The following is a 23,805-nucleotide window of genomic DNA, read 5'->3' on the forward strand; positions in this document are numbered from 1 at the left end:
CTCAAAAATGAGGAGGCAAGTTAAGACACAAACGGGAACCTTCTTTGACCTGCGGCAATCAATTTGTTACGCAAAACTTCAAATTGAATAGGCTTGGTTAAATAATCGTCCATGCCACTCTCCAAAGCAAGATCTATGTCTTCCTGAAAGGCATTGGCCGAGAACCCTATAATGTATGGAGGAGATGACATACCCATATCGCCAATAATCTGAGCGGCCATGTGACCGTCCATCTTTGGCATTGACACATCAAGAAGAATCAGATCATAAGCGTTCTCTTTCACCATTTTGATTACTTCTAAACCGTCAACCGCCACGTCAGGAATAAAGCCGAGTCTTTCTAAGAAAATCGTAGTTAGTCTTCTATTGATAGAATTGTCTTCGGCTAGTAATATTTTCAAAGGAAACTCATTGCTAATGAGCTGATCAGATTTGTCGTTTGGAATTTCAGTTTGGTTGAGGATTGCCTCTCCAAGGTTTTTCTTGCTAGCGAGTTTTACGCGCGTATTGAATGAAAATTCAGACCCAACGCCAACCTCACTCTTCACGCTAATCTTGCCATGTAGCAACTTCACAAGACGCTTGACTATTGCCAAGCCTAGGCCCGTGCCTCCGAACCTTCTTGAATGAGAAGAATCTGCCTGAGTAAATTCCTGAAACAGGCCACCAAGCTTATTTTGTGGTATACCGATCCCCGTATCTTTAATCGTAAAGCAGATTACCGCATGCTTAGCAGACATACTCTCAAGCTCTACATTTAATGTCACAGATCCACGCTCAGTAAATTTCACGGCATTAGAGAGTAGATTAAGTAAAATCTGTCGTAGTCGGCCTCTGTCTGTCTTTATAAATGGCGGAACGTTTTCGTCAATGTGTGAATTTAAAGACAACTCCTTCTTTGACGCTTCGAAATTAAAGAGGCTAAATGAGTCATAGACAACTTTCTCCAGTGAAAACACTGTCTCTTCAAAAGACAGCTTTCCGGATTCGATTTTTGAATAGTCAAGGATATCATTGATGATTCTTAAGAGTGTATCCCCACTAGCTTGGATAGTATCTACATAGTCCTTTTGCTCTTCGCTAAGCTCCGTTTCTGCTAGCAAACTGGTCATACCTATTACGCCATTCATTGGTGTTCTAATTTCATGACTCATTGTAGCCAAGAAATTACTTTTGGCCTTTGCAGCAGATTCTGCAGCATTCTTAGCTTTTCGTAACTCTATTTCCAGTTTCTTTTGCGGACTTATATTTCTTGAAATGATAAGTACTCGATCTGGATCCAATTTTATGATCCTTCCTTCAAAGTTTTCCTCGGCTCCCGGCTTTCCGAACTCATACTCCAGGGTTTGTAACTCGCCTGTCTTGAAAGCATTGGTTATAGCATCTTCAAAGATTTTGCCCAGTGGACCAGGAACTATTTCTGACACTTTTTTTCCCAAAAAGTCAGATGGTCTATACCAAAGCTTATCTTCATTGTGTACTTGATAATCGATATAACGGCACTCGCGATCGAGTGTGAACATAGCATCAGGAATAGCTTGTAAAATCATAGCCTGTTGATGCTCACTTTCTTTCAGTTCGAGCTCAGTTTTGTAAAGGCTGGTCACATTCCTTGCCACACAAGTCACATACTCCACCTCTGCATCAACATTTGAAAATGGGAATTCAAATATCTCCAACATGTGCGTCTGCTTAGCAGCATCATATACTTCTACAAAGACGGGTGTACGAATGGTCTGATCACCCTCAAAAAACCCGGACATATGGCCCGCAATTTTGTCGTTGATCGGGTTTGGTGTCAGAAGCTCAGTAAAGTGTACTTGATTATCTTCCTTTTCGAAACCTAGGATCCGTTCAACATTACTCGAGGCATAGATAATCATGCCTTTCTTGTTGTACCTAAATACAAAATCAGATGAGTGATCCATCAGAAGCTCAAAGGTATCTGTGATGGATTCCTTTCTTCTCTTCTCATCGATGAGCTTCACCTGAAACTTTTGATACTTCCTCTTATAGTTGATCAAATAATAGGAAAGTACGCCCACAGCAACAAGGCAGAATACTAAAGAAAAGTAGATAAAAAATGACATTCGTGTTTCAAGTGATCAACGGCAAAGACTATGAACTTACCAATTGAACATATAAATTTAATGAGTATTTTCTAATTCAATGCACTTCTTAAGGATTGTGCCATTTCGTCAAATCTTTTAATCGCCTCGCCTAAAAAAGTTTCGTTTAGAATATCATCGAGTTCAGGTTCCATTACATCCAATTCGCTCACCTTAAAAGTTTGCTCAAATGGACCACTTTCAAGCTTGATCAAGTATTTCCCATTCCAAGAAAAGACTGTAATCTTACACGACTTTCCTGTTATTTCTTTGACGACACGCATGGAGCTTAGATTTTTTCGAAATATAGCAGACTTAAGACATAACTACCGTCCGTCACAAAGCACATATAGTTTTTTGCAGAAATTCTAAATACGTTTATTGTTGCCATATAAATGCGATACTTCAGTCTTACTTTAACTTTCATCATCTCTTTTACTGGTCTCAGCCTACTGGCACAAGACAATAAACAAGTGAAAATTGCGAAAGCACAAGATGAGATAGTGATTGACGGCTTACTTGATGAACTGACTTGGAAGAATGCCGACTTGGCTGATGACTTTCAGCAAAACTTTCCAACAGATGGTGTTAAAGCTAATGCCATTACTGAGATGAAATTCAGCTATGATGACAAATTCATCTATATCGGAGCCAAGCTCTACAATACGGGACCTTCCAAATACGTAACACCTTCCTTAAGAAGAGATTTTCGCGGTGGAGGAAATGATATGTTCATTGTCCACTTCGATACTTTTGACGACAAAACCAATGCCTTTCAGTTTGGCATGAACCCCTTTGGTGTAAGGCGTGAAGGATTAGTTTCCAATGGTGGCGGTAGTCGTGGCGACTTATCTCTAGATTGGGAAAACAAGTGGTTCGGTGAAGCTACGCAACATGATGGCTATTGGATGGTGGAAATGGCCATACCATTTAAGAGTATCAGGTTTAAAGAGGGCAGCAGTGTTTGGAATATCAATTCATACCGAATTGATAGTAATACTGGTGAAAGATCTACCTGGAATCCAATACCAAGAAATTTCGTGCTTTACTCATTGGCACATACCGGGCAACTAATCTGGGATAAGCCTTTGGATAACCCTGGTGCCAACATCGCTGTCATTCCATATGTTTCAGCAAATACGTCTGGTAGTGGTGGATATATTCCCACAGGAGATACTGATGAGCTGCCTCGGACCTCAGAATCATCAGGCAATTTCGGGTTTGACGCTAAGTTAGGAATAGGTCCTGCTCTGAATTTGGACCTAACGGTCAATCCTGATTTTTCGCAAGTTGAAGTTGATCGACAGGTAACAAACCTCGATCGATTTGAAATATTCTTCCCAGAACGGAGACAGTTCTTTTTAGAAAACGCTGACCTCTTCGGGCAATTTGGTCAAGATGGACTACGGCCTTTCTTTTCTCGAAGGATTGGTGTATCAAGAGACGAATCCACCGGACAGAACATCCAGAACAAGATAAATTTCGGTGCTCGACTCAGCGGCAAACTGAATAACAATTGGAGAATTGGCGTGCTCAGTATGCAAGCCGATGAGGAAAGAGATATCAACCTCCCACAAATCAATTATACGGTTGCGGCATTACAAAGAAAGGTCTTCAGCCGATCAAACATTGGCTTCATCCTCATCAACAAACAGGATTTCCGTAATGAAAATGGTACCAACTTCGACCAATACAACAGAGTAGTGGGTGTGGATTATAACTTGGCATCTTCGGATAATGTATGGAATGGAAAAATCTTCTATCATAAATCATTTGACAAAGAGGGGCTAGATGATAGTTATGCTACTGCTGCTAGTTTAGCATACTCCACCATAGATTGGAGGGTACAGAGTAGAGTTCAGAAGGTCGGGGACAATTACAACCCTCAAGTGGGTTTTGCTAGACGAAGAGGTTATGAATTTGCCAGTTTGGAGGTAAGAAAGAATTTCTACCCTGAAAAAGGGCCTTTCCAGCAGTTTAATCCTCTCGTCTCTTACGAGGTCTTCCAAAATGACGCCAATGGAACTACAGACTCAGAAATTAGACTGGGCGTTGATACTCAATTAAAAAACACAGGAAGGTTCAATGCCAGTTTTGTAAGAAATTTCATCTACCTCTTTGGCGATTTTGATCCTACACGTGAAGGTAACCTGGAACTTCCGGAAGGTACCGATTACACATTTACTAATTTTGAGGCAAGCTACAATTCAGACACACGACAGTTCTTTTTCTACACATTAAGGGCTAGTGCCGGAGAGTATTTTAATGGCAATCGATACAGCCTCGGTGGAAATATCAATTATCGTTTTCAACCCTATGGACTCGTCAGTCTAGACTTCAACTACAATAATATTAGACTTCCTGATCCTTATGGTGATGCCGATATTTTTCTAATCGGCCCTCGATTCGACATTACATTCAATAAGTCGCTATTCTGGACTACATTCATCCAATACAACAGTCAAATTGATAACATCAATATCAATTCGCGCCTACAATGGAGGTTTAAACCTGTCTCAGACATTTTTATAGCCTATACAGACAATTACTTCCCTGATGACTTTGTAAACAAAAATAGGGCTCTGGTAATTAAGATGACCTACTGGCTGAACCTCTAGCGGTTGATAGTGAATTTGTGATCCATCTCGGCACTTAGAGAACCTGCAACAGAACAGTATTTTGTTGCAGCCATATGTCCTAATTTTTCGAACTCCGCTTGAGTTGCGTCTGGAGAATCTAATATAAAATGTAACGAAATTTGAGTAAAGCCTCTTGGATGCTCATCTCTTCTAACACCTTCAGTCTCAACCGTTAAGTTATTGACTGTTCGTTTGCGTTTTTTCAACATTTGTACCAAATCTACTGATGCGCAACCGGCTAGCGCAGACAAAACTAATTCGGTCGGTGACTGAGCTTCTTTTTCCTCAGGAGCACGCATATCAATCTGCACGACATTGCCATTTTCATTGACCGATTCGAATTGATAATCTCCTAGTAACGTGGTAGTTGTCTTCATATTGTCATTAAATAAGCAGGACTCAAATTTAGTCGAATTAAATGGCTAACCGTACAATATGAAAATAAGTTTCAAGGTTTTAGCGGTGAACTCAAAACCTTAGAACCATGCAACAATCAAAATTCATTTTATTCCTCTCGGCCTTACTATTGGGCCTAACCACATCCTGTGGTAGCGATGATGCTGAGAATGTCAACTTAGCGGTAACCATTGAAGATCAGTTTATAAATCTACCATCCAATGTCTCCGTTTTTTTCCGGGTTGAAGATGCCGCTGGCAATGGTGTTGCCGGTTTAACAGAGGACGATTTTATCATATACGAGAATGGTGCCGTTATCTCCGAGTTTGAAGCTACCCGAAAGATTCAGCCTAACGAGCAAGTCTTTGATTATCACATTACATTGATGCTGGATTTAAGTGGTAGTGTCTTAGGAAGTGAAAACCTGGCAGGCCTAAAGCAAGCAGCGAAGAGCTTTATTGACGAAGTAGTGCCATCCAGTGACGAGCCATCATCACAAGCCATTAAAATGGACATTTGGTGGTTCGATGGCGCAGAGAACATTAAGCAATTGCAGGGCGTTTCAACAAGCGCTGTAGAACTCAAGGCCGCCATAGACAACATATCATCTGAAATGAGTTCTGATAACTCTACCAATTTATATGGAGCCGTAATTCAGGGTCTTGAAGTTGCTAATCAAAAGTTGACCCAGACAAGAAACCTCGATGAAATTGCTTCCAGTGCCTTGGTGATTTTCACCGATGGAACTGATCAAGCCAATAGAAATACCAAGGGCCAGGCACTTGGAGCCGTTGCTAATGCCGACAGAGACATTTCCATTTACACCATTGGTTTGGGAGGTGAAATAGACGAACAAGTATTGAGAGAAGTAGGAAAGACCAGCTTTGTCTCTGCTGCGAATATTGGTGAGCTCCTAGACAGTTTTAGAGAGATCGGTGACCTTATCAATGGTCGAGCCAATAGCTACTATTTGTTGGAATACTGCTCACCAAAAAGGTCGGGCAATAATCAATTAACCATTGAAGTCACCAAAGGCACATTGGTCGGTCGTGCGAACACCTTGTTCGATGCGTCTGATTTTAATGGAAGTTGTACACTTCAATAGTCACAATCTCAGGAGTATTCTCTATTTTCATTAGAGAATACTCACACAATGCAAGCAAAAACCATAGACCAAGTCATTTCATTTTTAGATCAAATTGTGGCTGATGAAGTGAATCAAGGATCGAAACTGGCCTACTTCCCTATTCTCTATAGAGCAGTTACTAAAGCCATTAAAGTGGCTATCGAAAATAAAGAGTTTGAAGACAATCCTCGTATGGAAAGACTCGATGTAGTTTTCGCTAATCGGTATTTAGAAGCCTATACGCAGTTTAAAGAAGGGCAAGAGCCCAGCGCATGCTGGGCTGTCTCTTTCAATCAAGAAGATAGGTTTTGGCCTATCGTTCTACAACACTTGTTGCTAGGCATCAATGCACACATTAACCTCGACTTAGGCATTGCGGCCGCTGAAATCGCTGGTGATAATATTGACAGCCTTAAAGCCGACTTCTATAAAATCAATGATATCCTCTCTTCCATGGTCGATGGTGTCCAATCAGATATTGATAAGGTATCTCCTGTTATTGGCGTCATGGACAAAATCGCTGGCCGACTGGATGAAAGGCTGGTAGACTTTAGTATTCAACTAGCTCGAGACGGTGCTTGGGACTTTGCCTGTTCTTATGCTATCGCAGATGTGAATGAAAGGACGTCTCTATTAAAAAAACGTGATGCATCCATAGCATGGTTGGGCAGTGACATTGCCAACCCCGGAATTCTTCTGTCGAGCATAGCCAGATTCATCAAGGTCTTCGAATGGAAAAAAGTAAGTCGAATTGCACCTGTGTTGGAAGGAATCTCCTAATCTCAACTTCCTTTGATACCTGCCTCAACTGGAATTGGAAGGTGATTGGGTTCGGGAACCATAGGACATTCATATCTATCACTATAGGCACAGTATGGATTATAAAGCTTATTAAAATCAATAATCCACTCCTCTCCTTCAGGCACTCCTTCGTAGTGAAGATACCGTCCACCTCCGTAGGTTGATGTTCCAGTGGTTGCATCAACTAAAGGAAGAAAAACGATAGGCTTTTGATTTGGTATTCTAAAACGCTGAACCTGCAAATACGCTTCGAGCGTATAAGGTTCACCCTTCAGAACAAAATGCAGTATACCGATTCGTTTATAAAGCTGAGTTCCGCCCTTGCTAGTTCCCAAAGGGAAAGGTCTATCATTAGGGGTAGGCTCAAATCGTGCATTGACTCGATAGGCCGCATCAGCCTCAAAAAATGAGTGTCCTGTAAACTCGGTTCGTTGTTCAGGGGTCAATGGTGACTTGTCAGGGTTAAGGAATTCTGCATTCTGTTCTTCTCGGTACTTTTCTATCTCATCTAAAAAAGTATTCTCCTGAGCCAATAAAGGGCTCAGGAGAACCAAGAATATCATGATTAAGAAAACCTTTAATTGCTTCATTTTCGTTAAGCCTCGGCCATTTTTTGTTTTGATTGTAAAACCAAGGAACTGATAACGGTAATTACAAAACCTATTAAGAAAACCGTCATAAACATCAATATAGTTCCTCCAATCGGGGTGTACATAAAGCTTTCACTGCCACTCATAAGTGCATCATATTTGGCTTGAAAGGCTGGTGTCCCAACCTCAAGTCCTTCCACATAGGCAACATACTGTTCGTTGAAATCCGGCATGATCCAGGTAACGAAAACAAAGTTATATAATCCCCAAGCCAGTCCGCCTAAAGTGGAAAGTGACAAACCGATTTTCATCGACTCGCCAAAAGAAATAACTCCATCATTGACCTTATCTCTATGATTTCTAATTGCAAAAAAGATTAGGCCCATGGCCACAATCATTGAAGAGTATCCAATAATCTCGCCAGAACTAAATGATTCTGGCCCAAAACCAGTTATCAGGCCTGACAGTACTGGAATACCCACTAAAATGGCTAATACATAGGGTGAATAAATCTTAAGTATCCTTTTCATATCGAATTGTTGTTTTATTTGCTCAAATCAACTCACATGTCTAGGTATGGACATCATACTTAAGTACCAATCTACGAAATCATACGAAAGTAGGAGCCTGTCAAATGATTACTCTCCACTCCTTGGCCCGTGTAACAGCTTGGGTTCTTCGCTTGACATCTAGCTTAACGAAAAGGCTCGATACATGTGTTTTTATAGTGCTTTCGGATATAAAAAGTCGCTCACCAATCTCTTGATTTGAAAGGCCCTCAGAGATGAGTTGCAATACTTCGAGCTCTCTCTCGCTAATACCCAGACTTATTATTTTTTCAGTGTCAATACTTATTGGTGCTGATACTTCCACCACCCTGTCCTTCTTCATATTACCTCCAAGATATATGCCCAAGCCAATGAGTATCACAGCAGTGATGCCAATCACCACATCCGCAGGAATTGATGGAACAAATAGAGAGGCATTGCTCAATTGGAAAAGCACGAGCAAAGCAATGATTATTAAACCGAATCGGAGGACGGTCTTAAGCATGTTGCAATTAATTCAATTTAGACCTTAATCCATATGAGCGAGGCAAGATTCTTGACCAGAACCAATGTATTTACTTGCCAATCCACGATTGAAGCTTCTTCTCGAGAAACTTCCGCTCGGCAATATTCTGGGCCTGGGTAATTGCTTTTTGAAGGAATACTCTTGCTAGCGACCAATTACCCAAATCTGCATACAGGTCGGCTTTTAGGGCTTGAAAAGATTGATTCCCTTTAATATCCAGTTCGATGGATTCCATAACTTTCAAGGCCTTAGCAGGACCTTCAACCTTACTCAGCACAACCACCCTGCTCATTTTTACAACGGGAATTGGCTTGATTTTTACCAATGAATTGTATAAGCCAAGAATAGTCTTCCAGTTGGTGACTTCATAAGTTCTGGCGGTTGTGTAATAGGCAGAGATAGCCGCCTCTAATTGGTAAGCTGAAGTATTCTCAAACTTCGAAGACTGTCTGAGAAAGTCCCAACCCCACTTTATATACTCCTCATCATAAAGTTTTCTATCCTGATGTTCCAACGTCAGCAAATTACCCTCGGCATCCATCCGTGCAGGAAAGCGTGCTGCTTTAAATAGCATCATAGATATAAGGGCATTCAGTTCTCCCTTATCACAGTTTGGCTCGTTGGTCAGTAGAAAAGCCAAGCGGATGGCTTCTTCGCAAAGTTCGGTTTTTATCAGCTTGGCTCCTTCCGTTGCTTTATAACCTTCATTAAAGAGCAAGTAGATTACTTGTAATACCTCTGCTAGTCGCGATGTTATTTCCTCATCATTCGGTACACTTAACATACCGACTTCATCTTTGAATTTTTTCTTGGCTCTAGTGATTGCCTTCTTGGTTGCCTCTTCGTTCTTAAGTAAGGCACGCGCGATCTCCCTGATAGAAAGACCACATAGTAGCTTAAGGCTCAGCATTAGCTGTTCGGTTGGCTTCATTGCCGGATGACAACAGGCAAAGATCATTCTTAACTGATCGTCTACTATCACCTTCTTCTCTGGTAATTCAAGCTCTGTGGTTTCCTTCTCAATGATTCTGTCCTCATGATGTTCCCAATCAGCATTCTTATTGTCTTTTCTTAAGAAATCTATCAATTGATTGTTCGCAACCCGATACAACCATGCCGAAGGGTTTTCGGGCATTGGCTGATATGACCATATTTTAGCAGCTTTATATAATGCCTCTTGAACCGAATCTTCGATCTTATCAATAAGATGCGGTGAATATCGGTTTACAAACAATGATACCAGCTTACCATATTCATGTCTGAATAAGTGATCTAGTGTATTATTAACCGTTGGATTGGACATAAAAAATCAGTCATCAATTGACTGTGTCGAAACAAAGAGTAACTAACCTAGTGAATATTCATCACTAACTAGTATCAGAAGAAGTCAAGTGATTATGACTTCTTCTGATGATATGTCTTACATATTAGAGATTTCTCTTACCTCTATGTGTCCATCCTCTGAATCGAGAATTGGACATCCTTTGGACAGTTCGGTGGCTTCTTCCAAAGATGAGGCGTTAATCATTAGATATCCACCAACAATTTCAGCACCTTCAGCAAAAGGCCCGTCAGTCACCACATTACCTCCTTTAGAAACTTGTTTACCTTCAGCTTTCAACGGCAATCCATCTATCAGTTGACCTTTTTCTGCTAAACCTTGCATCCATACACCCCACTCGGCCATATGCGCTTGAACTTCTTCTGGAGACATAGAGGCCATTCTGGCATCACCTCCTCTAAATAGGTATAAATACTTTTGCATCTTATTTCTGTTTTGAATTAAAAAAATCTGTTTAAAAAATCGCGATTCACCCTTAAGACGCTTCTTGATTTGAATAGGGACAAAATCCAAAAATTATTTTTAAAAACTAGCCATTTGTTCGAGAATTGATGTTTTCAAAATACCTATAACTCGCTTTTGTTCGTCTAAATTAAGTGACGCGAAGCCCAGTCGCATTCCATTATGACCTAATTTTTCTCGATCGTAATTTAAATAGTTCGGGATTTCCAAGCCTTGCTCCTCAGCACTTCTTGCTATTTCAGTCCAACTCAGACTCTTATTTAGTAAGGCCCAAACTGCCATCCCACCCTCAGGAACTTCAAAGTTCAAATAGTCTCCTAGCTCGGCTGAAAGTAGTGTGCAAAAGTGATCTCGTCTAGTGTGGTATAACCTCAAAGCTTTTCGACTATGTCTCTGCAAATCTCCATGTAATATCATCTGGGCAATCACTCGTTCCATAACTGCATCTCCCTGCCTGTCGATAACCCGCCTCAAATGGCCCGCAGATTCTATGAAATCTTTCGGAGCTACCATATATCCTACTCGAATTGCCGGAGCTACAATCTTACACAATGCGCCCATATAGATGACATTGCCATTGGAAGCAATGCTAATCAGAGGTAAGAGCGGTGCTCGTTGATAGTGAAAGTCGTAATCGTAGTCATCTTCCAGAATAGCAAATCCATACTTTCTCGACAATTCCACAAGGTGCATTCTCCTTTCAGCACTCATGGTAACCGTGGTGGGGTGATGATGGTGAGAAGTCACATAAACAGAGGTTATTTTGTGTTGCTCACATAGTATTTCAACTTCTTTTGTCACAAGCCCTTTTTCGTCTACCGCTACAGTCATAACCTCAGCTCCAGCATGTTCAAGAGTCAAATTAGCGGCAATGTAATTCGTATCACCAACGATTGAAACCCCACCATTCCGATGTAACAATTGACTTGACAGATACATGGCCATTTGACTACCTCTGGTAATCAATATTTGATCCACGCTGCACCTTAAGCCTCTGGTTTCTTGTAAATGATTCACAAGTGCCTCTCTCAACGAGAGATCTCCATAAAAAGAGCCATAACCCAAGTGTTTTGTATTGTAACTCCTGGAAATAATGCTTCTATAATGCCTAAAGATTTCTGTCACAGGTGCGATTCTGATATCTGGTGTTCCTTCATCTAATGTCAAACCATTAGGCAGGCTTGGCTCAGACCTGTGGAGACTTTCTATGGCGTTGAACTCAAATGGAGCGTTTCTAGAAAATCTACCTCCTTCAAGATTACCTCCTGGATTAACCTCGGGCAATTCATTACTCACAAAAGTACCTTTTGACTGCAATGCAACAATCCAGCCCTGACTAATCAGTTCGTCATAAGCAGCTACCACGGTCTTTCTATGAATATTTAGATCTATGGCCAGACTCCGACTTCCAGGAAGTTTTAAGCCGCTTTCCAATATGCCATTCTTAATTAGGTGAATGAGGGCATTATTAATCTGCAGATATATTGGGGTATCAGCAGACCGATCAATTTCAATTAGGTTTTTCAGTGCTATCATAGTGGACTACTTAATAATCTCAAACTGGATCACAATGCTAGTCCAATATTACATGATATTTAGATTATAAGATTACCACTATGACCGAATTTGCTAAGACATCACTCAATAAAATCGTTAGGGGGCCAAAAAGAGCTCACTACGATAAAAAGCTGGTTTACGATATCCTTGATTCACATTTCATTTGCTATGTGCCCTATATCCATGGCAATACATCGATAGTTATTCCAACTGGTTATGGTAGAAAGGGAGATCAAATCCTGATCCACGGATCAAATAAAAACAGGATGTTACTCTCTCTTCTCGATCAAGAGTTAGCAAGTCTGACTGTCAGTCACATGGATGGTTTGGTTTTAGCCCGGTCGGTATTTCATCATTCCATCAATTATCGTTCGGTCACGGTATTCGGAAAAGCACATCTTATTGAAGATTCAGATGCCAAGATGGAGGCACTGGAAATCATCACCGAAAACATAATCCCAGGTCGCTGGGCAGAAGCGAGAGTCCCAAATGAGAAAGAACTGAATGGTACCTTGGTAGTCGCCATAGACATTGACGAAGCATCTGCCAAAGTGAGAGACGTGGGCGCTAGTGATGAGGTGGCTGACCATGACCTGGACGTTTGGGCTGGTGTTTTAGAGATAGATACACTTCCTGGAAAAGTGGTCAGAAACGCTGATTGTAAACCTGGTCTTGACACCCCTGAATCGGTGAAGAATTTCACTTTTTCGAATCACAGTACTCAAGATTAGCGATTTTTATAGAATTGTATTCCAAAGCCGAATGGCGTAATATTCACCGGATATTCTGCTGCTCGGCTATTCAAAGAAATAAAGCCGAATGGACGTATAATCCAACTTCTGCTTGCCGGTCGTGGATAAACTGATAATCCAATATTGGCACTAAACAGAGCATTAGGCGACCCCAATATGCCCTCATCGCTGAGCTCATTTTTCAAGAATCGTTCAAACGATATCCCAAGGTCAAAGTCAACCCGTCTTTCAGCAATAGTCATTAGTTGGTAATTAATGCCAGAGACCAAGCCTAGAGAAAATTGAGAGTAGGTTTTTGATAAACGTTCAAAAATTATGTTCTCCGATTGAGAGGCATTTTCAATATAGCGCAGGGAAACTCTAAACTGTCTCAGGTTCATATAGACATCATTTTTTAAGCTTAGCCTGTCACTTATTGGGATGGTTACTTCAAACCCGGGTCTCAGTCCTACTCTATTGATGGAGAAGGTATTTGCAGTAGACTCACTATCAAAAAATATATCGTCACTTGTATTGGGTTGAAAGTATAGATAGTTGAAAGTGACAGCCCCAAAAGGTCTAAGTTGAATACCCTTTTTAGTCTTAACCTCTTCAGCCGTAGGCTGATTGATCATCTCAAACGGCTCAATTTTTAAAGGAGAATACAATGGTGAAATTCGTTCAAGCATGACCATTGAGGTGACGCTTTTATTGGATGTCATGGATATGAAGTCCGTTGAGCGTTCGATTAAAGGTTTTTCCACCTGAGCTCTGACCTCCTCTTTTTTCGAGACATCTTCCAGAACACGCTCAGTAAGAACAACACTCTCATGCTGAGTCAAATCCCCCTCAGCACTCATTGCATCTTGTTGAATGGATTCTTGTACCTCCTTCTGAACAGTGTCCGAGGCTATAACTAACTCATTCGGTTCGATAGACTTTTGAACATCATCCGCTGGATTACTATCAATTGCTTTTTGATTAAATAAACCAGATCCAAAACCAATTGACAATAGAAGAATGAGCAATAATATCGACCATTTCCAAAACCGCCTTACAGGACTCACGGCTCCGATTTGAGATTGAACCTGAGACCACATGGCACCATCGACAGGCGCTTCAAAGCCTTTCAATTTATCATTGAAAACTTTCCTTGCTTTCTGATCTGAGCTATTTTCCACTTTCCTCCCTTCTGCTGATTAGCCTAATCATTTTCTTCTTTGCCCGTGTTAATAAGGTCCGCGAAGAGCTCTCGGCAATTGCCAGCCTCTCCCCAATCTCCTTGTGTGAGTAACCATCTATGAACATATTGAAGGTGATCATTTGGCTCTCTGGCAACTTCTGAAGTAAGACTATTATCTCGCTAGCACTCATTTTAGAAACAGCATCTAATTCTTCTGAGCTAAACTGCCATACTTCACTTTCTTCTATAGACACGGTAATGTTAGACCTTCTCTTTTTATAAGCGTCTATGGCAACATTAATAGCGACCCTAGAAGCCCAAGCATTAAAATCTCTCACTTCACGAGCCTTTTCCAAATTCTTGAAAATCCGAATAATCGCATCATGAAAGACATCATTAGCTTCCTCTTTATTAAGATGATATCGAACACAAATCCCCATCAACCTACCTTTTAGGTAGTCATAAAGCGCACGCTGTGACTTCTGCTCTCCTGCGATGCATTGGTCAATCAAATGGCCTAAATCCTGCATAAATCAGTAAGTCATACACAATGGTATGACCTCGACTACTTCCATAACTCTATGGAAGCTGTTTAATATTTATTTTACCTTCTATCGGATAACTTCTACTGTCACTTCGGCTACAAAATAGTGTTCAAATGAGTTTGGGTTAATCGCTAAACTCCCTTCAAAATAGGTCTCATTACCCGCTTTCAAATTGACGCCTATCTCATACAAAAGCTTGACAACCCCAACATCCAAGCCTGCATCTACCTGTAAAAGTGCCTGATTCGTGTTTGGGTCTATTGACAAAGAAATCCAATCTAAATTAGTAAAGTCTGCTGTCGGTATGTTGGACTGTACAATTGTTGCAGATTGAACGTCCAACACATTGCCACAAAAGGAGTCATTCTCAAAAAGATCAACCGTCACACTTCTACTCCGTTCTACTGGAACATAATCGAAGACCGATTTGTAAATACAAACGCTCTGATCAACCTCCAATACAACATTGACTTCTCTGACAAACCCATTTAGATCCGTAGCTGAAATCTTAAACAAGTCTTCTCCATCTAAAAAGTCTGGTCTGGGAGTATATTTTAAAAACGCTTGACCATCTATTATTTCAACACTTCCTTGAGAGGGCGAAGAGACCAATCTCACCTCTCCTATTTGGCGATTCATTATTTGCGCAGGATTAATAATGAATGTTGCATTGGCATTGATTTCAAACCGAGCATCCAATACGGGTAGTGCATCTTCAGCGAATCTATCGCACGAAAAAATAGGTAGTATTAACAAAAGAGCTATCGTTCTTATATTCATATATCCAAGGTTACAGCAGTTCTTTATTCGAAAAAGCGGTCTCATTAAATGATTTAATAACATACTCTTTCTATTGCGGCTGCGTTTCATCTATCAACATTTAATCCATGATAGTCAAATGCGTATTGAAAATCTAGATTGCAAATAGACGATGACCCATCATCTTCATCACATTCTCTGATCAACCAATAACCGCAATGGACATCACCACTATTATTAAGGCATCCGACTAATCAGTAAGCTTTCAACATGGTTTCTACTTCTATAGACTTTGATTTTGTCCCAAACGCTTCAGCACCTTAGAAATTAACTTGTGATATTTAAAACGGACACCAAAAAGCACTGAAGTGTCCACCGATAGGCTCAGAATAGTTAGTCAGGTTAGTCAACCCTGAACCATCGGCATTGGCTTTATAAATATCATAGCCTCTTAAGTTCGAAAAATCTCTTATTGAGAATACTACCTCTGAACCCGTAATCGACCAAGACGGATTCCATCCTTTGTCACTAGTTTCCGTCCGATTGGAAAGATTAACAGGTGTGCCACTACCATCCGTACTTATCACAAAGACATTCCAGAACTCGCCTGTCGCATTTTGTGTAGTGTAGAGTAGCTTAGAATCGTCCGGAGACCAGTCATGAATTCTTCTTGAATTCACTTCAGTTAAAAGAGTGAGCGATGATCCGTCAAGATTGAGCGTATAAATACCTCGTTGATTCGAATTCGGCATCTGCCCATTGATCGCTACCTTGCTTGTAGAGTTGGATAATCTGAAATCGGATATGGCTTCAATTCCAGTTACAATGTTACTTCGGCCGCTACCATCTGCATTAATAATGGCAAGCTCAAAGGCCGAATTACTAGCTGAGACGGTAAAGACTATTCGACCATCGTTAGTCCATCGAGGGGACCGATAATTAGCCGGAGACTGCGTGATGTTTTGAGGGTTAGTACCATCTGAGTTCACAACATATATATCAGAAAGTGACGAACTAGATACCTTCTTGACATAAAGTATTTTATTTCCATCTGGAGACCAGCCCGCATAGTAGGCTTCCGAACTGACTGGCGTTGAAACTCCAGAGCCATCCAATTTGACTAAGACTAAACCTCTATTATCATCAATGGTCATCAGCATTGAGCCATCAGGAGAAATTGGATTGCTGCCATCAATGTCGATCTTAAGATTCACATCAGTCGGACTTATCCTCACAGTATCCGATCCATTCGACAGCATTCCAAAGATTCCCCCTCTCCGCTCATAAACGAGATCACTCTCTTTTTGGAATGGTTGATCATCAGAATCAGAGTCGCAGGAGACAACAATTGCGATTGCAATAAAAAATAGAGTTCCTAACAGCTTTCTCATAATAGATTAGTCTTGTTTCATTTATAGACTGACGTGATCTAGAAAACGCTTCAAAGGGAATTGGATTAATGAATACTTAAGATACGATGATTGTCATTCGATACCTTAAGGCGCTAACCCTTTGACCCTTTTTCGACAATTGTATTCAACAGGACCGAGATTGTCCAGATCAGCCCGCCACATAATAAGCATAAATGTATCTTTGCCTTATGTCCAACGAGATCCAATTACTTCAGCATGTAAACTCTAGTATTCAAGAAGATACTTTTGTGAGATTGACCTTGAGTAAACCGATCGATTCAAAAGACATGCTTAAGAAAGTTATTATCTCTTTGGCGACCATAAAGAGACAGTCGCAACTCTCATTTGTCTATCGGCACAAAACCAACGATGTCACGAAAAACCAGCAGGTTCAAGACGGTCTATCGACTATAGAAGACTTGCTGAATAATAAGTTCGAAATAGCGAATCTCTTTACCACAGCATCGGACTATGCCTATGAGAGAAGTGGGGCCAAATCGAGATTAAAGCAGAAAGAAGCCACTTTTAAGTCCGCTCCAAATCGTGGACATGACAAAGAAAAAAGGCATCTGATTCAAGGAGTAGAATACCTTCAACTTCTAGGAGTGCTCGACAAAAACGGAAGGGTCTTAAAGGACAAGGGAGACAAGTTCAAGCAAATCAACAAGTTTGTAGAGGTGATTGAAAGTCTTTTAAAAAACCATGAAATGGTTTCTAATAAGGATTCCATCAAGGTGGTGGACATGGGTTCGGGCAAGGGCTATTTGACTTTTGCGCTATACGACTATTTGACCAATCAGCTAAAACTTGACGCATCGGTATCAGGTGTAGAAGTACGCCAGGATTTGATTGACAAGTGTAACAGCATAGCCAAAGAAGTTGGTTTTGATAAGCTCCAATTTGAACTAGGTTACATTGGAGATTATCAACTCAACAAGACCAATATCTTAATTGCGCTCCATGCTTGTGACACCGCCACAGACGATGCCATTGCCAAAGGGATGGCTGCTAATGCAGAGTTGATCATTTGCGCACCGTGCTGTCATAAGCAAATAAGAAAGTCCATGACCGAAAGCGATGGGCTTGACAGTCTCTTACAGCATGGCATTTTAAAGGAGCGTCAGGCAGAAATAGTCACCGATGCCATCAGAGCTTTGATCATGGAGGCCAATGGTTATAAAACCAAAGTTTTTGAATTTATATCTACAGAGCACACGGGTAAGAACCTGATGATTGTAGGCCAAAGAAAGAAGCAAGCAACAGACCCTCAGAAATACCTAGGGGAGATCGACAAATTGAAAAAGCAGTTCGGTATTCCTCAGCATTACTTGGAAAGCTTAGTTTAACACTCTACTCGGTTACCACTAAAGAAATACTGGTTCTATTCTGTCAATTGAATTGATACTTTTAGGTTATACCTTAAACAGTGCTGTCCATGAAGCGATTCATTCCTGCCATCATTTCGGCTTTACTCCTATTCGGTTGTTCCTCAAAACAGATAGAACAAGTTGACATACTCATTCAACATGCTAATGTCATTGATGTAAATACTGGTAAAGTCAGTACTGACATGAGTTTGGGGATTAGGAACGACTCCATCGTTTATATAGGTGGAGGGAGTTCAAATCACTCTGCCATGCAAACAATTGATGCGACCGGAAAATATGTTATTCCAGGACTTTGGGATATGCATGTCCACTTTCGAGGTGGTGATGAATTGATCGCAGAAAACAAGAACCTACTCCCTCTATTTATTGCCAATGGAATTACTGGGGTGCGTGAAGCCGGTGGAGATATGACTTCGGAAATTTTCAAATGGCAATCAGAAATAGAAAACGGGTCACTAATCGGGCCAAAGATCTATACTTCAGGACCTAAACTGGATGGGCCCAGAGCTACATGGGCCGGTTCAATTCCTGTAGTAACAAAAGAAGATGCAGTCATTGCGATAGACTCGCTAGAGCAAATGAATGTGGACTTTATCAAACTCTATGATAGCCGGATTACTAAAGAGGCCTATATCTGGATTTTAGAAGAGGCGGAAAGAAGAGGGATTAGAACTTCGGGACATATGCCTTTTACAGTAATGCTAGAAGATGCCGTTACTGCAGGTCTCGGTTCGGTCGAACATCTCTATTATATATTGAAGGGCTCCTCCTCAGCAGAGCAAAAGGTGACAGACGATAATATTAATCGCAAAGCTGGCTTTTGGGGATCTATGACTACCCTAATGGATACTTACTCCGAAGAACAAGCACAAAAAACCTTCAAAATGCTCGTGGATAATGACACCTACGTGACCCCAACGATGCATATAGGAAACACCCTGTCCTACCTAGATCGTGATGACCATAGCAATGACGAATACTTACAGTACATCGGAAATGGCATTATTGAAACATACCAAGGTAGAATCAGAAGTGCCGCTCGAGCCTCCGAAGACTTTGTGGCCATGCGCCATCGTTTGAATACCGCTTTTAAAAACCTAGTACCAAAAATGAGTGCCGCAGGCGTTTCACTCTTGGCAGGGTCAGACTCTGGTGCTTCCAATTCATATACTTACCAGGGTATTTCATTACATCAGGAACTAGCCGCCTTGGTGGAAGCAGGACTCTCGCCTTTGGAAGCCCTAAAAGCAGCAACCATTAATGGAGCAAAGTTCTTGAGAGTGGAAGATTTCTATGGCAGCCTAGAAGTCGGTAAGTCAGGAGATATATTAATACTTGATGACAATCCGTTGGATGACATCACAAATACACAAAAGATCAACACCCTTGTCCTACACTCCAAAACCTATAGTTCCGCTGACTTAAAAGCTATGCTTGATAGCATGGAAAAGTAAACTATTATATCTGAAGTAAATGTTTAGAGAACAACGATCCAAAATCATAACCTACCTTTCTTCGCTAATCTTAATATTAGGCTTTGCCTTATCTAGTGTTATTAATCCAGAACCAGCATGGCTGGATTTGTTTTTGGGTTTAACTGGAATAGTTATGTCCATTTTTGCTTGTGGGTGGCTCCAGAAAAAAATACTCCTCTTAAGTTTATTCTTCTACCTACTCGACTTCAATTATTCATTATTATTTGATCCGTTAACCTCATCATTAGGGCACTTATCCCCTAATACAGCATCATTTGGTCTATACCTCCAATTAGGTGGTTTCTTATTTTTCATTTTGCCTCTCTTTGACTCTAAAAATTTACTTTTTAAGAAAAGTAAAATTCCTTCCGAGAAGGCAATTATAGTGACCGTTATCACATTGACGATCATAGCACAAATACTGATTAGAAATTTCGCTTGAATAAACAAGGATCGTAGCCACTACCAACAAACTATCAATTCAAGGCCACTGAATTGAATTCAGTATTGCGATTGGAGAATCCTACAGCAGCAAAGATTTTGATGCGGCAATCCGTCCCTGTGGCAAGCCTTCTATAAGTTCATTTGGGCAGTGATATCAACAGACGGATTCTTTCATTCCGCCACGCTTCATTCAGAATGACGGCAATACACAGACTCTCGCCCTTGTTGGTGTTGTCACCAACAAGCAAATGACAGTGCTCAATTAGGAGATTCTATGAACTAATTACCGATTGACTAATCAACTGATTACCAAAGCAACTACATGTTGCGCCTATATTGACCACCTACCTCAAAGAGGGCGCTTGTGATCTGCCCTAATGAGCAATATTTACAGGCTTCCATCAACTCTTCAAAAAGGTTTTCATTTTGAATAGCCGCAGTCTGAAGTCGTTTGACAATCTCTTCAATCTTTGACTTATTACCCTCATTCAGATCATTCAGCATGGCTATCTGATACTGTTTCTCTTCTTCAGTCGCGCGAATCACTTCTTTTGGCTGTACAGTAGGCGACCCTTTAGAGCTTAAGAAAGTGTTTACACCGATAATTGGGAACTCACCTGTATGCTTAAGGGTCTCATAGTAAAGCGATTCTTCCTGAATCTTACTTCTCTGATACATAGTTTCCATTGCACCAAGGACTCCTCCTCTTTCAGTAATGCGATCAAATTCCACCAATACAGCTTCCTCTACTAAATCAGTCAATTCTTCAGTGATGAATGATCCTTGCATTGGATTTTCATTCTTGGCTAGGCCAAGTTCTTTATTGATGATCAATTGAATAGCCATTGCCCTGCGTACAGACTCCTCTGTAGGAGTCGTAATAGCCTCGTCATATGCATTAGTGTGCAGCGAATTACAGTTATCGTAAATCGCATATAATGCCTGAAGCGTTGTTCTAATATCGTTGAAGTCAATTTCCTGGGCATGAAGCGATCGGCCTGAAGTCTGAATATGGTACTTGAGCATTTGTGCTCTAGGGTTAGCACCATACTTATGCTTTAGGGCTTTTGCCCAAATTCTCCTCGCCACACGACCGATCACCGCATATTCTGGATCGATACCATTTGAGAAGAAGAATGACAGATTAGGACCAAAGGCATTGATATCCATTCCACGGCTCAGATAGTATTCTACATAGGTAAAGCCGTTCGCCAATGTGAAGGCCAATTGCGTAATCGGGTTTGCACCGGCTTCTGCAATATGATAGCCTGAGATCGAAACAGAGTAGAAGTTTCTAACCGACTGTTCAATAAAATATTGCTGAACATCCCCCATCAAACGAAGGGCAAATTCGGTAGAGAAAATACAAGTATTCTGTGCTTGATCCTCTTTAAGGATATCCGCCTGAACAGTTCCCCTAACCACGGATAGCGTTTTTGCCTTAATTGGCTCGTAAACTTCCGCAGGCAAAACCTGATCTCCGGTTACACCTAAAAGCATTAACCCGAGACCATCATTACCCTCTGGCAAATCACCTTGGTATTGTGGTCTTGCGACTCCTTTGTCCTTATAAATCTTCGCGATTTTTGCTTCTATCTCTTTTTCAAGACCGTTCTCTTTGATGTACACCTCGCATTGCTGATCGATGGCTGCATTCATAAAGAAACCAAGCAACATTGGAGCTGGGCCATTAATGGTCATCGAAACAGATGTGGTCGGATTGGACAAGTCGAATCCTGAATAAAGCTTCTTAGCATCATCTAGGCAGCAAATACTCACACCTGCGTTTCCTATTTTGCCATAGATATCCGGACGATGGTCTGGATCGTTTCCATAAAGAGTCACTGAATCAAAAGCGGTCGATAGCCTGGCGGCAGGCATGCCCAAACTCACATAGTGAAAACGTCTGTTGGTACGCTCCGGTCCGCCTTCACCTGCAAACATCCTTGTCGGATCTTCCCCCTCTCTTTTGAAAGGATAGATCCCTGCCGTATAAGGAAACTCGCCTGGAACATTTTCTTGAAGTGACCATCTCAGGACGTCTCCCCAGCTTCTGAACTTAGGCAGAGAAACTTTCGGTATTTGAGTATGTGATAGTGATTCGGAATGGGTCTGAATCTTAATTTCTTTGTCGCGAACCTTGAAACTATAAACAGGGTCTGTGTATTTCTTTTTCTTCTCCTCCCACTGCTCAATCAACTGCCAGTTGTGCGGATCGAAGTCCAGCTTCACTTTCTCGAAAGATTCTTGAAGGCCTTTGATCAATCGATCTTTATCTTCAATCTCCGAGTCTTGAAGGGTTTCTATTGATTTATGAAGTCCGTAAAGTTTATCGGCAATATCCGCCTGTGATAATGCTCTAACGTCATAGCCTCTATTACTCTCCGAAATTTCGGAGAGGTATCGAGTTCTCTTTGGCGGGATCACAAATATCTTCTCAGACATTTCATTTGTGATCTCAAAAGTTGAATTCAGTTCAGCGCCCGTTCTTTCAACCACTGTATCCATGATCACTTTGTATAGTGAATTCATACCCGGGTCATTGAATTGAGAAGCGATTGTGCCAAACACTGGCATTTCATCAACGTTGGCGGTCCACAAACCGTGATTGCGTTGATATTGCTTCTTTACATCGCGAAGGGCATCTAATGCACCACGCTTATCGAACTTGTTTAATGCAATCACATCAGCAAAATCGAGCATGTCAATTTTTTCAAGCTGAGTGGCAGCACCATACTCAGGTGTCATTACATAAAGTGAGACGTCTGAGTGGTCAAGAATCTCTGTATCTGATTGGCCAATTCCAGAAGTCTCAAGGATGATGAGATCATATTGAGCCGCCTTTAACACCTGAACTGCCTCTTTTACATGCTTAGAAAGCGCGAGATTAGATTGACGCGTGGCCAAAGAGCGCATATATACCCTCTCGTTATTGATGGAGTTCATACGAATACGATCGCCAAGCAGTGCACCACCCGTCTTTCTCTTAGATGGATCTACTGAAACGATAGCTATGTTCTTGTCTTCAAAGTCAATCAAGAATCTTCTGACCAATTCGTCCACTAAAGAAGATTTACCAGAACCTCCCGTACCAGTGATACCTAAGACTGGCGTTGCAACGGCTTTTGCCATTTCATGCACTTTATCTAGGTCGCCTTTAGATTCTTCTGGGAAGTTTTCGGCAGCTGAAATAACTCTAGCAATCGCCTTGGTATTCTTCTCAACAAGATGATTTACCTCTCCGTTGAGGTTTTCACCCGTAGGGAAATCACACCTTTCGACCATATCATTGATCATGCCTTGCAAGCCCATGGCACGGCCGTCATCTGGAGCATAAATCCGAGTGACACCGTAGTCCATTAATTCCTTGATCTCTTCAGGCAGGATTACTCCTCCTCCTCCTCCGAAGATTCGGATATGCTCAGCACCTTTCTCTTTCAAAAGGTCATACATATACTTGAAGTACTCGTTATGTCCACCTTGATAAGAAGTCATAGCAATAGCCTGTGCGTCTTCCTGTATGGCAGTATTTACAACCTCTTCCACACTTCTATCATGGCCAAGATGAATAACCTCACAGCCAGTGGCTTGAATGATCCTTCGCATAATGTTAATGGCCGCATCATGCCCATCAAAAAGAGAGGCTGCTGTAACTATTCTGATCTTATTCTTAGGCTTGTAAGGAGCTACGTCTTGCATATTGTTCAAGGGTGTAAACGGTCTGCAAATTTAGGCAAAAAGAATGGTTTTCCTAACACTTGTTAGGCAGTGTT

Annotated in this window: 20 protein-coding genes; 6 read left to right on the plus strand and 14 right to left on the minus strand. The window is 41.2% G+C overall.

Annotation, left to right across the window (positions count from 1 at the left end):
* Nucleotides 1–20: 20 nt before the first annotated feature.
* Nucleotides 21–2,090 carry a PAS domain-containing hybrid sensor histidine kinase/response regulator gene (locus J4E76_RS09090; RefSeq protein ID WP_208503328.1) on the minus strand — a complete coding sequence of 690 codons (2,070 nt, stop codon included), beginning with the start codon at nt 2,088–2,090 and terminating at the stop codon, nt 21–23.
* Between the two features lie 71 nt (nt 2,091–2,161).
* Nucleotides 2,162–2,392, minus strand: coding sequence for a hypothetical protein (locus J4E76_RS09095; RefSeq protein ID WP_208503330.1), 231 nt, complete (start codon nt 2,390–2,392; stop codon nt 2,162–2,164).
* Nucleotides 2,393–2,503: 111 nt separating this feature from the next.
* On the opposite strand from J4E76_RS09095, the gene J4E76_RS09100 reads away from it, so the two are divergent.
* Nucleotides 2,504–4,726 carry a DUF5916 domain-containing protein gene (locus tag J4E76_RS09100; RefSeq protein ID WP_208503332.1) on the plus strand — a complete coding sequence of 741 codons (2,223 nt, stop codon included), beginning with the start codon at nt 2,504–2,506 and terminating at the stop codon, nt 4,724–4,726.
* On the opposite strand, the gene J4E76_RS09105 is transcribed toward J4E76_RS09100, so the two are convergent.
* Nucleotides 4,723–5,124 (minus strand): OsmC family protein, encoded by a 402-nt coding sequence (locus J4E76_RS09105; protein ID WP_208503334.1) that lies wholly within the window; start codon nt 5,122–5,124, stop codon nt 4,723–4,725. The two genes, J4E76_RS09100 and J4E76_RS09105, sit on opposite strands and share 4 nt — an antisense overlap.
* Before the next feature lie 107 nt (nt 5,125–5,231).
* On the opposite strand from J4E76_RS09105, the gene J4E76_RS09110 reads away from it, so the two are divergent.
* Both J4E76_RS09110 and J4E76_RS09115 read left to right on the plus strand, forming a co-directional pair.
* The gene (locus J4E76_RS09110; RefSeq protein WP_208503337.1) at nt 5,232–6,248 is read left to right on the plus strand and encodes a VWA domain-containing protein; all 1,017 of its coding nucleotides are present in this window, start codon (nt 5,232–5,234) and stop codon (nt 6,246–6,248) included.
* Nucleotides 6,249–6,296: 48 nt separating this feature from the next.
* On the plus strand, nt 6,297–7,049 hold the full coding sequence (locus tag J4E76_RS09115; protein ID WP_208503339.1) for a DUF5995 family protein: 753 nt from the start codon (nt 6,297–6,299) through the stop codon (nt 7,047–7,049).
* 2 nt (nt 7,050–7,051) lie between these two features.
* Here J4E76_RS09115 and J4E76_RS09120 read toward each other — a convergent pair whose 3' ends face one another.
* The 6 genes from J4E76_RS09120 to J4E76_RS09145 all read right to left on the minus strand — a co-directional run bounded on the left by J4E76_RS09120 (nt 7,052) and on the right by J4E76_RS09145 (nt 12,074).
* Nucleotides 7,052–7,660: a DUF1684 domain-containing protein gene (locus J4E76_RS09120; protein ID WP_208503340.1), complete on the minus strand. Its 609-nt coding sequence runs from the start codon at nt 7,658–7,660 to the stop codon at nt 7,052–7,054.
* A 5-nt stretch (nt 7,661–7,665) separates the two neighbouring features.
* Complete coding sequence (locus tag J4E76_RS09125) at nt 7,666–8,190, minus strand: DUF4199 domain-containing protein (RefSeq protein WP_208503342.1); 525 nt, start codon at nt 8,188–8,190, stop codon at nt 7,666–7,668.
* A gap of 100 nt (nt 8,191–8,290) precedes the next feature.
* A complete protein-coding gene (locus J4E76_RS09130) occupies nt 8,291–8,713 on the minus strand; it encodes a response regulator transcription factor (RefSeq protein WP_208503345.1) in 423 nt (140 codons plus the stop codon).
* Nucleotides 8,714–8,783: 70 nt separating this feature from the next.
* Nucleotides 8,784–10,037, minus strand: coding sequence for an RNA polymerase sigma factor (locus tag J4E76_RS09135; protein WP_208503346.1), 1,254 nt, complete (start codon nt 10,035–10,037; stop codon nt 8,784–8,786).
* A gap of 117 nt (nt 10,038–10,154) precedes the next feature.
* Nucleotides 10,155–10,499 (minus strand): YciI family protein, encoded by a 345-nt coding sequence (locus tag J4E76_RS09140; protein WP_208503348.1) that lies wholly within the window; start codon nt 10,497–10,499, stop codon nt 10,155–10,157.
* 99 nt (nt 10,500–10,598) lie between these two features.
* Nucleotides 10,599–12,074 carry a PLP-dependent aminotransferase family protein gene (locus J4E76_RS09145; protein WP_208503350.1) on the minus strand — a complete coding sequence of 492 codons (1,476 nt, stop codon included), beginning with the start codon at nt 12,072–12,074 and terminating at the stop codon, nt 10,599–10,601.
* A gap of 80 nt (nt 12,075–12,154) precedes the next feature.
* Between J4E76_RS09145 and J4E76_RS09150 the strand changes: the two genes are divergently transcribed.
* Nucleotides 12,155–12,826, plus strand: coding sequence for a pyridoxamine 5'-phosphate oxidase family protein (locus J4E76_RS09150; protein ID WP_208503351.1), 672 nt, complete (start codon nt 12,155–12,157; stop codon nt 12,824–12,826).
* On the opposite strand, the gene J4E76_RS09155 is transcribed toward J4E76_RS09150, so the two are convergent.
* The 4 genes from J4E76_RS09155 to J4E76_RS09170 all read right to left on the minus strand — a co-directional run bounded on the left by J4E76_RS09155 (nt 12,823) and on the right by J4E76_RS09170 (nt 16,704).
* Nucleotides 12,823–14,007, minus strand: a complete 1,185-nt coding sequence (locus J4E76_RS09155) for a hypothetical protein (RefSeq protein ID WP_208503353.1) — start codon at nt 14,005–14,007, stop codon at nt 12,823–12,825. The genes J4E76_RS09150 and J4E76_RS09155 overlap by 4 nt on opposite strands.
* Nucleotides 13,997–14,539: an RNA polymerase sigma factor gene (locus J4E76_RS09160; protein WP_208503355.1), complete on the minus strand. Its 543-nt coding sequence runs from the start codon at nt 14,537–14,539 to the stop codon at nt 13,997–13,999. Before J4E76_RS09160 ends, J4E76_RS09155 begins: the two co-directional genes overlap by 11 nt.
* 81 nt (nt 14,540–14,620) lie before the next feature.
* Complete coding sequence (locus J4E76_RS09165; RefSeq protein ID WP_208503357.1) at nt 14,621–15,334, minus strand: hypothetical protein; 714 nt, start codon at nt 15,332–15,334, stop codon at nt 14,621–14,623.
* A gap of 320 nt (nt 15,335–15,654) precedes the next feature.
* Nucleotides 15,655–16,704, minus strand: coding sequence for a PD40 domain-containing protein (locus J4E76_RS09170; RefSeq protein ID WP_208503360.1), 1,050 nt, complete (start codon nt 16,702–16,704; stop codon nt 15,655–15,657).
* A 209-nt stretch (nt 16,705–16,913) separates the two neighbouring features.
* Here J4E76_RS09170 and J4E76_RS09175 point away from each other — a divergent pair, with 209 nt between their 5' ends.
* Both J4E76_RS09175 and J4E76_RS09180 read left to right on the plus strand, forming a co-directional pair.
* A complete protein-coding gene (locus tag J4E76_RS09175) occupies nt 16,914–18,071 on the plus strand; it encodes an SAM-dependent methyltransferase (RefSeq protein ID WP_208503361.1) in 1,158 nt (385 codons plus the stop codon).
* Between the two features lie 89 nt (nt 18,072–18,160).
* Nucleotides 18,161–19,567 (plus strand): amidohydrolase family protein, encoded by a 1,407-nt coding sequence (locus J4E76_RS09180; RefSeq protein WP_208503362.1) that lies wholly within the window; start codon nt 18,161–18,163, stop codon nt 19,565–19,567.
* Between the two features lie 783 nt (nt 19,568–20,350).
* On the opposite strand, the gene J4E76_RS09185 is transcribed toward J4E76_RS09180, so the two are convergent.
* Nucleotides 20,351–23,731 (minus strand): methylmalonyl-CoA mutase family protein, encoded by a 3,381-nt coding sequence (locus J4E76_RS09185; RefSeq protein ID WP_208503364.1) that lies wholly within the window; start codon nt 23,729–23,731, stop codon nt 20,351–20,353.
* Between the last annotated feature and the right edge of the window lie 74 nt (nt 23,732–23,805).

It is taken from the genome of Roseivirga sp. E12 (genome assembly GCF_017592825.1).
Lineage (GTDB): Bacteria > Bacteroidota > Bacteroidia > Cytophagales > Cyclobacteriaceae > Roseivirga.